General features: G+C 67.4%; 9 protein-coding genes and 2 pseudogenes. 4 read left to right on the top strand and 7 right to left on the bottom strand.

The window, feature by feature from the left end:
* Positions 1–171: 171 nt before the first annotated feature.
* The 3 genes and pseudogenes from OG689_RS41125 to OG689_RS41115 all read right to left on the bottom strand — a co-directional run.
* A pseudogene (locus tag OG689_RS41125) lies at positions 172–852 on the bottom strand (transposase); the annotation flags it as partial.
* A gap of 74 nt (positions 853–926) precedes the next feature.
* The gene (locus OG689_RS41120; RefSeq protein WP_266328199.1) at positions 927–1,712 is read right to left on the bottom strand and encodes an IS3 family transposase; all 786 of its coding nucleotides are present in this window, start codon (positions 1,710–1,712) and stop codon (positions 927–929) included.
* Complete coding sequence (locus OG689_RS41115; RefSeq protein ID WP_266328197.1) at positions 1,709–2,020, bottom strand: transposase; 312 nt, start codon at positions 2,018–2,020, stop codon at positions 1,709–1,711. Before OG689_RS41115 ends, OG689_RS41120 begins: the two co-directional genes overlap by 4 nt.
* A 397-nt stretch (positions 2,021–2,417) precedes the next feature.
* Here OG689_RS41115 and OG689_RS41110 point away from each other — a divergent pair, with 397 nt between their 5' ends.
* From OG689_RS41110 to OG689_RS41100, 3 genes are all read left to right on the top strand, one after another.
* Entirely contained in the window at positions 2,418–2,918 is a 501-nt protein-coding gene (locus tag OG689_RS41110; protein WP_266328195.1) for a reverse transcriptase domain-containing protein, read from the top strand.
* A 26-nt stretch (positions 2,919–2,944) separates the two neighbouring features.
* Positions 2,945–4,138 carry an ISAs1 family transposase gene (locus tag OG689_RS41105; protein ID WP_266328181.1) on the top strand — a complete coding sequence of 398 codons (1,194 nt, stop codon included), beginning with the start codon at positions 2,945–2,947 and terminating at the stop codon, positions 4,136–4,138.
* Positions 4,139–4,415: 277 nt separating this feature from the next.
* On the top strand, positions 4,416–8,237 hold the full coding sequence (locus OG689_RS41100; RefSeq protein WP_266328193.1) for an alpha/beta hydrolase: 3,822 nt from the start codon (positions 4,416–4,418) through the stop codon (positions 8,235–8,237).
* 10 nt (positions 8,238–8,247) lie between these two features.
* Here OG689_RS41100 and OG689_RS41095 read toward each other — a convergent pair whose 3' ends face one another.
* The 3 genes from OG689_RS41095 to OG689_RS41085 all read right to left on the bottom strand — a co-directional run bounded on the left by OG689_RS41095 (position 8,248) and on the right by OG689_RS41085 (position 10,643).
* The gene (locus OG689_RS41095) at positions 8,248–8,997 is read right to left on the bottom strand and encodes a transposase family protein (RefSeq protein WP_266328191.1); all 750 of its coding nucleotides are present in this window, start codon (positions 8,995–8,997) and stop codon (positions 8,248–8,250) included.
* Between the two features lie 582 nt (positions 8,998–9,579).
* Positions 9,580–10,107, bottom strand: coding sequence for a transposase (locus OG689_RS41090; RefSeq protein ID WP_266328189.1), 528 nt, complete (start codon positions 10,105–10,107; stop codon positions 9,580–9,582).
* On the bottom strand, positions 10,104–10,643 hold the full coding sequence (locus tag OG689_RS41085; RefSeq protein WP_266328187.1) for a winged helix-turn-helix domain-containing protein: 540 nt from the start codon (positions 10,641–10,643) through the stop codon (positions 10,104–10,106). Before OG689_RS41085 ends, OG689_RS41090 begins: the two co-directional genes overlap by 4 nt.
* A gap of 656 nt (positions 10,644–11,299) precedes the next feature.
* On the opposite strand from OG689_RS41085, the pseudogene OG689_RS45120 reads away from it, so the two are divergent.
* Positions 11,300–12,955, top strand: a pseudogene (locus OG689_RS45120) (IS701 family transposase).
* Here OG689_RS45120 and OG689_RS41070 read toward each other — a convergent pair.
* On the bottom strand, positions 12,871–13,308 hold the full coding sequence (locus OG689_RS41070; RefSeq protein ID WP_266328183.1) for a hypothetical protein: 438 nt from the start codon (positions 13,306–13,308) through the stop codon (positions 12,871–12,873). The pseudogene OG689_RS45120 and the gene OG689_RS41070 overlap by 85 nt on opposite strands.
* Positions 13,309–13,348: the final 40 nt, after the last annotated feature.

Below are 13,348 nucleotides of genomic sequence, written 5' to 3'. Positions count from 1 at the left end.
GGATCTCCTGTCTCGCCCATCCAGACTAACCCGACATTCCGGGCGTCTCAGTCGAGACTGTCAGAGAGGGACGGGTCATACGGACACGGACCCGTGACTGCAATTACGGCCTCATCAGCCGCCCCTCCAATCGGTCAGTCCACTCAAACTCGTGCAGCTTCGTGTCGCACAATCGCCTTCCCAGTGTCCGGGGACCGCGCGGTCCCCGGCCTCGGCGGGGCGTTCGCGGAGGACGACGTCCGCGGTGACATGCCCCTGGGGTTTGTTCTGCGACCGTGCGCGGGGAGTCCGCAGCGCCCGGCCGGTGCGCAGACACGTGACCAGTTCCCGCTTGAGCGCGCCATGGCCCTCGATGAACAGGGCCTGGTAGATGGCTTCGTGGCTGATGCGCATGGACTCATCATCGGGGAAGTCGACCTGGAGCCGGTGCGAGATCTGTTCCGGGCTCCATGCCGTTGCCCATCGCCGGTCCTGCCGATGCGGCTTGTTCAGCCCCTTCCACGTCTTCGTCTCCGGCCCGCTGACAATCGTGCCGTCGGGGCGACGGACGCTGCCGGCGAGCCGGTCCTGCACGTACTCACGCAGCCGGTCGTTGCCTGCGAGCTTCGCGGTCTTCGGGCGCTTCGCCGCCTGTTGGGCCTTCCACTGCGCCACCACAGCCCGGTAGACCGGCTTGCCGCCCCGCGTCGCCGCATTGCGGCGTAGCTCGCGTGAGATCGTGCCCGGGTCGCGGCCGATCCTGCGGGCGATCTCCCGCACACCGAGCTCCCGGGCGCGTAGCAGCGCGATCTCCTCACGCTCAGTGAACGACAGGTAGCGGCCGGTGGGCTCATCCAGGCTGATCGGCGGCATCCCCCCAGCGTGACGGAACCACCGGGATCCGACCGGCCATGAAACACCGACAGCCGCCGCGGCCTCTGCCGTCGTCACTCCCGACGCGATCCGCCGCCAGAAGTGGCGCTGCACTGCACGAGACGGCTCCGGCCGCCCCGGCGAACGCATCGGCGGTCGCATCGCCCGATCCGCCGCCCACTGACGTCGCACTCCCGCTGGCACCTTCTGCCGCTGGCCCCGTCCCATCGCAAACCTCCGTGATCAAGGTGTTGCGACGACCAGTTGAATCCGCCTTGCGACCCGCGGTCGCTGTGGTGAATGAGTTCGGCGTCCTTCTTGATCTTCTGTCGCCACAGCGCCATCTCCAGCGCGTCCAGCGGCAGGTCGGTGCGCATGTGGTCGGCGATCTGCCAGCCCACGATCCGGCGCGAGTGCGCGTCCAGGACGAACGCCACGTAGACCCAGCCCGACCAGGTCCGCACGTAGGTGAGGTCGGCCAGCCACAGCTGGTTCGGGCGATCGGCGGTGAACCGGCGGTTGACCAGGTCCGGCGGGCGAGGCGCGGCCGGCTCCGGGATCGTGGTACGGCGCCGCCGGCCGCGGATGACGCCCTCGATGCCGAGCTCGCGCATCAGCCGCTCGACGGTGCAGCGCGCCACCTCGTGCCCGGCCCGGACCAGCGCGCGAGTGATGCGGCGGGCGCCGTAGGTGCGACCGGAGTCCTCCCACACCGCTGTGACCAGCGCAATCAGCTCTTCATCCCGGAGCTGCCGGGCCGATTTCGGGCGCGTCTTGCGGGCGAAGTACGTCGAGGGCGACAGGTCCAGCACCCGGCATACGGGATCGACCCCGAAGCCGTCACGCAGGTGGTCGATCACCTGCTCGGCCTCGTCCGGGGACGGTCGATCTCCTGGGCAAAAAACACGCTGGCGGCTTTGAGAATTTCGTTGGCCCGCCTCAACTCGGCGACTTCCTTGCGGAGTTCCTTCAGCTCGTCGAGCTCGACGGTGGTGAGACGGTCGTCGCGCTCTCCGGCGTCGGCCTCGGCCTGGCGGACCCAGGACCGCAGGGCCTCCTTGTGGATGCCCAGGTCACGGGCCACGTGAGCGACGGGACGGCCAGTCGAGCGGACCTCGCGTACGGCACGTTCGCGGAGTTCATCGGGGTACTTGCGTGGTGCTGGCATTGCTCGTGGTTCTCCTTACGCCTGGATCGTAACAAACCCAGACATCAGGGACTCCACGAAAGCCGGAGCAGCTCAGGGCCCATTCCGCATCCGTCATGTCGGACGGGTAGTGCGGCGCGCGCCGTCCCGCCGCGATCGCCCCGTACTGGTGAACGAAGCAGTCACACGCCAGAGTGTCCGAAGTGGCGTCGACCGGCACGCAGGTGGTGAACTGGTACGGCAACGGGCCTCCTGGGCCGGAGGGTTGGTCTCGACAACCGCACTCCTACCAAGAGGCCCGTTCTTCTATGCCCGCCCAGTGGCCAGCATGAACGTTCGAGGCATCCCCGGCCCGACCCCACCGAACACCACCCGGTTCACCACCACGCTCTGAATCAGCCCTGACTTTCCGCCGCCGGTGCGTGCGGTTGAGATCCCCAAGTCCTCGCCGGGAGGCGGGGTGAGGATCTTGGGCGTGCCAACGGTGGCCGATCGGATCGCCCAGACCGTGGTGGCCAGGCACCTTACGGACCGGGCCGAGCCCGTGTTTCATGAGGACTCCTACGGCTACCGCCCGGGGCGGTCGGCTCTGGACGCGGTGGAGCTCTGCCGGGAACGCTGCTGGAAGAAGGACTGGGTGATCGAGCTCGACATCCAGAAGTTCTTCGACAGCGTCCGGTGGGACCTCGTCGTCAAGGCCGTGGAAGCGCACACCGACGCCGTTTGGGTGATTTTGTATGTCAAGCGGTGGCTGCAGGCCCCGCTGAAACTGCCCGACGGCACCTTGCAACAGCGGAACCGTGGCGCCCTCGCAGGGCGGGATCGTTCTCGGGTAGTGAGATGTCATGATCTGCCGCACTTGGGGTTGTTGCCCGAGTCGCCAGGACGCACGACGGCCCCGGATGATCAAGGTGTCTAGCCAGTGATCACTACCGGGGCCGTGCCATGCCATCTTCCCTGATCCCCACCCTCGCCCGCCAGCGTGGGGGTGCCCTCGGCGACCTGCTCGCCGACGCCGACCGCTCGGCGGACCTCGCCGCGGTCTTCGACGCCCTGTCGGACCCGCGGCGGGTACGCGGGCGTCGCTACAGCCTCGGCGCGCTGCTCGTGCTGTGCACCGCCGCCGTCCTGGCCGGCGCCACCACGGTCGCCGCGATCGCCCGCTTCGCCGCCGGACTCGACCCCGCGCTGCGGGCCCGGGCCGGCCTGATCCGCGGCATCCCACGGGCCTGCACCCTGCGCCGCCTCCTGGCCCGCCTGGACGGCGACGCCCTGGACACCGCCGTCGGCACCTGGCTCCAGCACCAGGCGGCAGACCCCCTCACCGCGACCACTACCTGCCCCGGCCCGGTCAAGCGGCGGGCCGTGGCGGTGGACGGCAAGACCCTCCGCGGCTCGCGCACCCGCGACCGACGTGCTGTGCACCTGCTGGCCGCTGCCCTGCACGGCACCCGCACCGTCATCGCCCAGCGACAGGTCGACTCCAAGAGCAACGAGATCACCGCGTTCCAGCCCCTGCTCAACCCGCTCGACCTGACCGACACCGTGGTCACCTTCGACGCGATGCTGACCCAGCACGACCACGCCCGCTTCCTGGTCGAGGACAAGCACGCGCACTACATCGCCCTCGTCAAGGCCAACCACCCCACCCTGCACGACCAGTTGAGACGGCTGCCGTGGCGAGAGGTCCCGCTGATGGACAAGACCCGCACCACCGCCCACGGCCGCGACGAGATCCGGCGGATCAAGGTGGCCACCGTCCCCGACCTGCCCTTCCCCCACACCGACCAGGTCCTGCAGATCGTCCGCAGACGCCGCGTCCTGGCCACCGGCAGGCTCTCCCTGGAACGCGTCTACGCCCTCACCGACCTGACGATGCACCAAACCACCCCCGCCCACCTGGCCCAACACGTCCGGGAGCACTGGGGAGTGGAAGCCGTGCACCACCTGAGGGACGTCACCCTGCACGAGGACGCATCCAAGATCCGCACCGGCCACGCACCCCGCACCATGGCCAGCCTGCGCAACACCGCCCTGGGCCTCGCCGACCTCGCCGGCTGGCGCAACCTCGCCGCCGCCACCGACCACTACCGGTCACACCCCGGCCACGCTCTCGACCTGATCAAGCCCGGCACCTGAGAAAGATCGCGCCCTGCGCATTGAGGGCCCCGAGAAACCGGTGGCCGCCGTCAACGTCTGCGCCTCCGACCCGACCCGTGGCCGCCTACCGTACGGATCGCTGCCGCCGTGATATTGTGCCCACTTTCTGAGCATTTAGATGAATGGTCTGCTTGAGGTAAACGCCGTTTACATGCCTGAACGAGGAACGCGCCATCCGCAACTGGATCAAGAACTGGAACGAGGACCCCATACCCCTAGTGGTCCGCGGGGTACCGATCGATCGGCGGAGTAGCGGGTGTCGTTGGATCTGCCGCCGTGGTTGCGGTCGGTTGCGCACTATGTGGTGGGTGTGTGGCCGTCGGCGGACGAGGATGCCCTGCGGGTTTTGGCGGGTGTGTACGAGGCGGCGGCGCTGGAGGCTCAGGGCCTGGTGGAGTCGTTGGCGTGGCAGTCGTCGAGTGTGCCGGGGTGGGAGGGCGATGCCCGGCAGGCGCATGATGCGATGGTCGAGCGGGTGTTGCGCAAGTCGGGTCTGGCCGACGTTGTGAGTGCGGCGGCGGGGATCGCTGCGGGGGTGCGGGAGACCGCGGCGCAGGTGGAGAAGGCGAAGTACGAGGCGATCATCATCCTGGCGTGGCTGGTGGCGTCGATCGCGTGGGCGTGGGCGATGGCGCCGTGGACGGGGGGTGCGTCGCTGGGGTGGCTGGCTGCGGCGGAGGCTTTGGCGCAGCGGTTGCTGGGGGAGGTGGGGCAGTGGCTGGTGCGGGCGGTGGTGGCGGCGGGTACGGGTGCGGCGTTCATGATGTCCGCGGACGGGCTGTCGCAGGCGATCGTGATCGCCGAGGGGCACAGTGATCGTTTCGATGTGAAGTCGTTCCTGGTGTCAGCGGGGATGGGCGCGGCAGCCGGCATGGTGGGTCTGGGCGTGATGTCCGCTCTGGCGAAGGGGGAGGTCGCGGCCAGGGAGGCGCTGACGGGTGGGGAGGCCGGGGACAAGCTGGTCCTGCCGGTCTGGTCGATGAGTATGCCGGGGCAGATTGCGGAGCAGGCCGGCATCAGTGTGGGGACGGGCACGGTGTTCCAGGAGGCTCAGGGCACCGGGAGCACCGACGTGGCCGGGTTGGCCGGGCAGGGCGTGGCGGCTGGACTCGCCGGCGGGCGCGGTGCTCATACGGCGGCGGGGGGTGCGCCCAAGGGTCTGGCGGAGGCGCTGGACCGCCTCACGGCGGACGGTGGTGGCGGGGGTTTCGGGCCGTTCGAGGCTATTCCCGATTCCGGGGAGGGGTTCTCTCTGCCCGGCGGGCAGTGGTTGGAGGTTACGTCGGGTGGCGCCTGGTGGGCGCGGTCGCAGGATGTGGGTGGTGTGTCGGCCGGGGCGGCCTTCGGGTCCGCGGTGCGGGGGATGGGTGCCGGGCAGGACGGCCGTCCGCGGCTGGTCGTGGGCACGCCCTACATGCCGTCGGGTGGTGCGGTGCAGCGGCTGGAGACGGTGTGGGGTGCGGTGCAGCGGCCGCCCGGTGGACTCCCGCAGGAGATCGTCCTGGCTACGCCCGTCAGCCCGGACGAGCTCGCCGGGCTGCAGGATTTCGTTGCCGCACATGGGGTGAGTGTCTCGGCGCCCATCGGTCGGGTGCTGGCCGCGGTGGACGGTGCGCTGTTCGTGACCGCAGGGGGCACACACACGGCGACGGCGGCTGCGCCCGCCGCCGTGCAGTGGCTGCACATCACTCCTAGCGACGAGCCGACCGGTCGGACTGTCACGGCGCTATCGGGCACCCCGACCCCGTCGGCGCGCAGCGTTCCGGTCGGGGCCGCGCCCGTGGTGGCGGACCGGACAGTCACCCTGACAGGGCAGCAGTCGGTCGTGCTCGGTCCCGCAACCAACCGGTCCGCCACGGCGCCGACCACGGTAACCCGGACGGTCCCGCACGCGCCGACGGAGCAGAACACCGGATCGGCCACGACCAGCGCAGGCAAGGGCGGGAGAGCAGGCGGGGGTGTGGCCACGAGCACTGCCACGACCAGCACCAGCACCGGTACGGCGGGCACGGGGGCGACGACCCGCACCGCGGGCAGTGGTGCGCAGGTGCAGGCCCACGCTCAACCTTCCGGTGGTCAGGCCGCAACGTCTGTCCCGCAGACGGTGTCGGGATACGGCCGGTCCGATGCTTCCACCGCCGACCTCGGCATCGTGAGTTCCGCCCAGACCAACCCTTCCAGAACGGGGGTGGCCGCCAAGCACGCTCCGGCCGACACCGTCCGCCCCGTTGATCGGTTGGAGGAAGGAGTGGTTGATGACGAGTTTGGGGGGGTTCTTGATCCGACGACGCTGAGTGGGCCGCGGCCTAACCTTCTGTCCGCTGTTCTGGCTGGCGCTGGGAAGGATGGTGTGCCGGTCCAGATTTCCGCTGATGTGTCGGGGGATGCGGTGTTTCCTCCCACCGTGCCGTCCAAGGCTCTTTCTGGGCATGAAGCCGACTCAGTTCCGACGTCGGGTTCGGAGACGGGAATCGATGGTGGGAGGTCGAAGCTCCCTGTGACAGCCCTCCATCAGGAGATCCCGACAGAGTTCGCCCAGCCGCCGGGCCAGATCACCCGCGCCGACCTGCACGTCAATCCTGCTGACCAGGTTACTCACAGTCGTCTGGAACTCGCCTCGCTGGCCCGTGTCATCGGGATCCACAAGGAAGAATGGTACGGCAAGTTCTTCAGCAGGTTGACGGCGGTGACGACTGAGGAGGTCGAGAGGGCGGGCGAGATCGTCCGGGCCGGACAGTACTTGTACGGGTCCGGCCGAAATGTGTCGATTGAACAGCTCACCGCGATCCGGCGGGCGGCTGATGTTCTGATCAAGCAGTACTCGCACACCGGACCGTTCCGGCTCAACGCTCTGGACCCACTGGTCCGTGACGTCCTCAAGCTCGGCGACGGAATCCCAGTCACCCTCGAACAGCGTGCGAGATTGATCGACCTTGTCCCACATGCCAAAGCCAAAGGCCGCCCCCTCACCGCCACAGCACTCGCCAGAGCTGCCTGGGGAGCTAGCTCGAATACGGCCAAAGACAATGCGCGGTGGTGGTCTGGTCACTCCGATGACGGCCACAGACGATTTCTGCAATTTGATCCCGCTTTGGTGGGAAGGCTGGACGGTCTGCCTTCGAGGGTGCGGGATTCAGCGAACCGGCGCATGCTGAACGACTTGCAGAAGTCGCTTCGTGATCGACAGTCGACTGTTGCCGCTCGTCTCGAAAGATCGCAAGACCCTGTGGGCCGGGCTGTCTACGGGAGGAAATTGGCGCAGGTTGGCAGGGAATTGGCGATCCTTGCGCGGTTATCGGATCAGTTGCGGGCCGATGGAGAGCGGGCTCACCGATATCTCTTGGGGTTCGGTACCGAGGGATCAGGGCATGTGATTGTCGCTGTTGGGGATCCGGATACGGCACAGAATGTTGTGGTGTACGTACCCGGGACAGGTACTAATCTTCCTTTGATCGGTGTGGACATTGATCGGGCTATTGCGTTGCACTCGGAGGTTATGAATCGGTATCCGGGGAGCTCGGTGGCTTCGATTATGTGGATGGGTTACAAGGCTCCTCAGTCTCTTGTGCAAGCCGCGTTCCCTGGTTTGGCGGTTGATGGTGCGCTGAAGTTGAACGATTTCTTGCGCGGATTGAAGGAGTCACATCAGGGTGAAGTGTCGAGGAATATGACATTGTTGGGTCACAGTTACGGTTCTCTGGTGGCCGGGAAGGCGCTTGCAGCTGATCAGCTCACACCCGTGGACAATGTGATTTTTGTTGGCAGTCCCGGGGTCGGGGTGGACCATGCGAGGGATCTCCATTTAGAGCCCTCAAGAGTGTGGGCGGGGAAGTCGCCGAACGACCTCATCAAGGTCGCGACTATTCCGAATCCTCGTGACCCGAGTAGTGGGAGTTTGAAGAGTTTCGGCATCGACCCGGTGTCGAGGAAGTTCGGAGGCAACCGATTTGACGTGGCCCGGACGAAGACTGGACCATGGGATGCCCACAGACTGTACTGGGATGAGGGCTCCATATCACTGCAGGCAATGGCCGACATTGTCACAGGCAACCCAGTGCTGCAGCGGAAGATCGTGTGACTGAGCGTTTTCAGCGATGCAACTCCAGGGTGAGGACCGCCTTGGCCGCTGACGTGAGCCAGTTCGGACTGCAGCGGGCGTGACGGAAGATCCCCCAGCGCTTCACGGTGGCCACGCCACGTTCGACGGGGTGGCGGAGCCGCGCGTGGGCTCGGTTCAGCGATCTCTGCCCGGCCGTGAGTTCTCCGCGAGGCGGGCGCCTCGTGGGTACGGCGAACGTTCCGCCGGCGCCGGTGTAGGCCATGTCGGCCAGAGTGGGGATGCGGAGTCGGACGCAGGTCTTCACGATGCGGTGGGTGCGCGCAGCGGTCAGGTCGTGGGTGCGGCCGGGCAGGATGCGGGAGGTCCACACGAGCCTGCCCGTCGGGTCGGTGATGACCTGGAGGTTCACACCGTGGCGGCGGTGCTTTCCGGAGTAGTCGGCGCGGGCGTCGCCGACACGGTCGCACTCCGCGAGGGTGCCGTCGACCAGGACGTACTCCGGGTCGGCGTCCCGCAGGTTCCGGGTCAGGCCGGGTGCCTTCCGGGCGAGCAGGTCGGTGACCTGGTGGACGTAGGCGTGGGCGGTGCCGACGCTGATCCGGAAGCCGGCGGCGATCTGGGCGAGCGTGTCGTGCTTGCGCAGGTACACCAGCGCGACCAGGGCTCGCTGGGAAGGGCGCAGCTTGCATCGGCGGTCACCCTCCCGGGTGACGATCAGCATGGTGACCCACTCGACGAGCGCATGCGGCAGGTCCAGTGCGGCAGGATTGGTGACCAACGAGGCTCCCTGGCTGGCCTGCCTGCGTCCAGTGGGCAGGCGGAATTCTAGCCAGGCATGTCCGGCCTGGCCGAATAGGAAAGCAGTGGACAGTTTGGGTGCGCCGCTCCTTATACAGATGGAAAGCGTTATATCTCGGCGAAGTCTGTCATCGGCGCGGTCCAAGAATTCTAGCAGTCGCGAATTCTTCAGCTTGTACGTTCCTGCTCTCCATCATGGCCCTTCACTCTCTGTGCCGATCTCCCATGGTGCAGCCAATCTGCGCTGTTCTCCTGTCAGCGTGTCAATGTTGTATCGCTGTCGTGTGCGCACATTTGGGTCAATTTCGTCGGCTTCTCCGGATGATTGAGGATACTGGTGGTGCAACAGCTCACGCGGTGGGGGTGAATGACTGTCCGCCGAATATTCAAGGAGGGGTCGGGGGCGTCTCGAATGGAACCGTCCGACATGGAATTCCGCGTGTCAGATGCCGCCCCCAGTGGATCTTTGAGTCCCTGGACTCTGAGCGTGGGCACCTTTAATTGCAGACCAACTGGCGAGGCTGCTACTGAAGTTGAATTCGTGATGTCGGTCTGAAGGTGGTCAGCCGTCCATGATCAGGCCGGTGCCGGCGAGGCATCCGTCGATGAGGTGGGGGCGGTACTGGATCTGCTTCAGGCTGCGCTTCACGGCTCTGGCCAGTTGATCGAGGTTTGCGGCGGCGAGGTTGCCGATGGTTCGTTTGACCAGCGACCAGACGCCCTCTTGCGGGTTGAGGTCCGGTGCGTACGAGGGAAGCTGGAAGACGGTCAGCCAGTCCTTGCTCGCCTGGACGAACTCCTGCATCGGCGCCATCAGGTGAGCACGCAGGTTGTCCCACACGAGCACGATCGGGCCGCCGAGCTGGATGTGCGCGCGGATGAGCAGGTCGCGGTAGTCCTGCCAGGTCAGGCCCTTCTTCTCGCCCTTGCGGCCGCGGTAGACGTGGAAGCTGTAGAACATCCGGGACCTCTGCCCGGGCTTGTAGCAGCTCAGCCCCGCCATGGAGACCCGGCCGGCTCCCCGGCCACGCACCCGCACGACCGGCGTGCAGCCGAGCCTGCCCCAGGTCCTGGCACGCGGCGGCCTCATCGACTGCCCGGCTTCGTCCTCAAAGACAAGCCAGGCCCCGCGGGCCGCTGCGGCGCTTTTACCCGCGGCCACACCTCCTTCTTCCACAACTCCACTGCCGTGTCGTCGCGCTCGATCGCCCGGCGGGCCGGCTGCTGCCAGGACCAGCCGTGCCGCTTGAGCAGGACCCACGTGCCCTCCACCGTGTAGGAGACATGGAACAGCCGGCCGATCAACGTCTTCACCCGCGCGAGCGTCCACCGCTGGTCCTCCCAACCATGGGCCAGCGGCCCACGCTCCAACTCCCGTTCCAGCCGGGTGATCTGGGCATCGGACAGCTTCGGACGACCGGGCGAGCCCTTCGAGGCGATTCCCGCGGCACCGCCCTCGCGCCACTGCCGGCGCCAGCGCTCCACCGAACGCACGCTCACCCGCAGCGTGGCCGCGATCTCCCGGCTCTTCTCGCCGCCCTCGAAGCGTTCTACGGCCTGCCGCCGGATCCGCTCCCGCGCGGCCCTCTCCGCGTCGGTCAAGCCGCCGCCCTGTGCGTACCTCACAGCACACGACTACCGGGGCCAACCCTCCACCGGCAGGCGAACGCTACTGCTTCACTCATCCGAGCGACATCACGAATTCAACTTCAGTATCTTGATTGACGTCACAGGAACCGCGAAATCCGTCTCAGGGTCGGGCGCATTGGAGTTCGGGCTGATAACCCTATTGACATTATCACCGGACGCGCTGGTGTGTACATCTACCGCGTGAGTGAGTTCTTTCAGAGCGGCCACCGATCGGGTGACGGAGCCGAGGCGGCAGCCCGGCACGCCCGACCGCGATCCCGCTGGTCCGGGTGGCCGTCAACGGCGGATGCGGCTCCACCCTGCCGAGCAGCAGCTGAAAGGGCTCAGTGATCCAGGTGGGTCCGGGACTGCTCTCGAGTCGAAGGCGAACCCTACGTGGGGCGAACGAGTGGTAGACGCCGGGGTCCGTGCCCTGGGAAGAGACGTCGTGCCGTGCAGTGACGAGTGCGACATGGACTGCTCGCCATTCGGCGCGTGCACTGGCAGGCCGAGGAGGTCCGCGAGTTGCTGTCCCATGCTGTGCTCGCGCGTCCAGCCCGCCTCGCAGATGGCGAGCACGACTTGCAGGTCGGGGTACCTGTACTACAGCGGCAGATCATGTGACTGCTGATCGGTTCTGTCGTTGAGCGGTCATGCTGGTGGATGTGACGGAGGAGCGGCTCGGTGAGTGGGCCGAGGAGTTGGCTGTCCTGCTGGGTGGGCTCGATCATCTGTTCGCGCGACCGGAGCCGCGGGAGGTGTTCGCGGACCTGGTCGAGGGCCTGCTCTCGGACCTGCGCCGGAAGAACGCGTGGACGATGTCCGCACGGGCGGGCCATGTCACGCCTTCGCGGATCCAGAAGTTCCTCAACGCGGCCTCGTGGTCGGCGGACACGCTGCTGGACGAGCTGCGGACGTACGTGGCCGAGCATCTGGGCGACCCGTCCGCGACGCTGGTGCTGGACGACACCCAGGTGCAGAAGAAGGGGACCAAGTCCGTCGGCGTCGCCCGGCAGCACTGCGGGATGACCGGTGACGTGCGCAACTGCCAGGTCATGGTGATGCTGACCTACGCGGCGCCGAGCGGGCACACCTTGAGCTCTTTCAGAGCGGCCACCGATCGGGTGACGGAGCCGAGGCGGCAGCCGGCACGCTCGACCGTGATCTCGCTGGCCCAGGTGGACGTCAACGGCGGACGCGGCCTCACCCTGCCGAGGAGCAGCTGAAAGGGCTCCTTCATCGACCGCCGCCTCTACCTGCCCGCCGCCTGGACCGGGGACCGGGCACGCTGCCGGGAGGCCGGGGTTCCCGACGGCGTCGCGTTCGCCACGAAACCGCAGCTCGCGGCCGACATGCTCGAACGGGCCCCGGCCGAGGGAGTGCTGTTCGCGTGGGTGGTGGCCGACTCCGGCTACGGGCGCGATGCCGGCCTGCGCGCGTTCCTGCACCGCGAACGCCTGTCCTACGTGCTCGCCGTCCCGGTTGACCTGCCGCTGGTCGGCCCGCCCGGCAGACCGGCCCCCGGCACCGCCCCCATCAAGCGCGCCGACCACCTGCTGCCCTACGCGAATCGCCGGGACCGGTGGGAACGCCGCTCCTGCGGCCAGGGATCCAAGGGACAGCGGTACTACGACTGGACCCTGTTCGCGGTCCGGGCCAAGGGCCAGGACCCCGCCGAGGGATTCGAGCACCAACTGCTGATACGCCGCTCCACACACAAGAAGCAGCTGGCCGGTGGGCGAGTCGACTTCGAGTACGCCTACTTCCTCGTCCACGCACCCGCCGCCACCCCGGCCGGCGCCGCGATCGACCAGGCCGGGATCCGCTGGAAGATCGAAGAGGACAACGAGCAGGGCAAGCAACTCACCGGCCTGGACCAGTACCAGGTCCGCAAGTGGATCCCCTGGCACCGCAGCGTCACCTGCACGATGCTCGCCCACGCCTTCCTGGCCGTCCAGCGCGCCCGCCACCTTGCCGCCGCCCCCGAAGTCCTCCACGGGCAAGCGGCCCTGGGCCAAGAAACGGCAGACGCCCCGCCCACCGAAGAGTCCCCACCCGCGACTGGCAGCCCACCGCGTCGGTCCGATCCGATGGTCCGACTGACCCTCTCCGCGCTCGCCTGCCTCCTGGCCCTGACCGGCCTCGCCGTTCGCCACGATGACACCGAGCTCCTGCGTCAGCACCACTGGCGAACCGAACACCAGACCGCAGCCGCGATCAGCCACTACCAGCGACGCGGAGACCCCCTCCCCGTGCACCTCCGACCAGGCGATCCGAACCGATCACACCAGCAAGATCCGCCGCTGTAGTACCAGCTACGCAGCGCGGTGAACTCCCGGTCCCGTTGCAGGATCCGGCTGATGCCTTGCGCGTCGAGGATCTTCTTCTGGCCCGACGACAGATACGCCTTCGCCTTGTCGAACTCGCCATGGCCAGTGACGTAGAAGACGGGACGGTTTCCCCAGGGGGCTTCCTGCTTGACAGAGGTGAGACTGCCCGGCCGCATGGACGCGTAGTAGGTCCGGCCGTCGGTGTAGGTCGCCCAGTGGGGGCTACGCAAGGCCCAGTCGGCGTCGTTGTGCAGGCTGAGTACACCGAAGTCCTCGTGGCCGATGCGGTGGGCGTGGATGCGCATGATGTCGCGGTTGCTCAGCTTGTCCACGGGCACGGCGCCCGGCGCCGCAGGGTTTGCCGGGACTGCG

This window comes from Kitasatospora sp. NBC_00240 (assembly GCF_026342405.1).
Classification (GTDB): domain Bacteria; phylum Actinomycetota; class Actinomycetes; order Streptomycetales; family Streptomycetaceae; genus Kitasatospora.
This window is presented reverse-complemented; position numbering and strand designations above follow the sequence as displayed.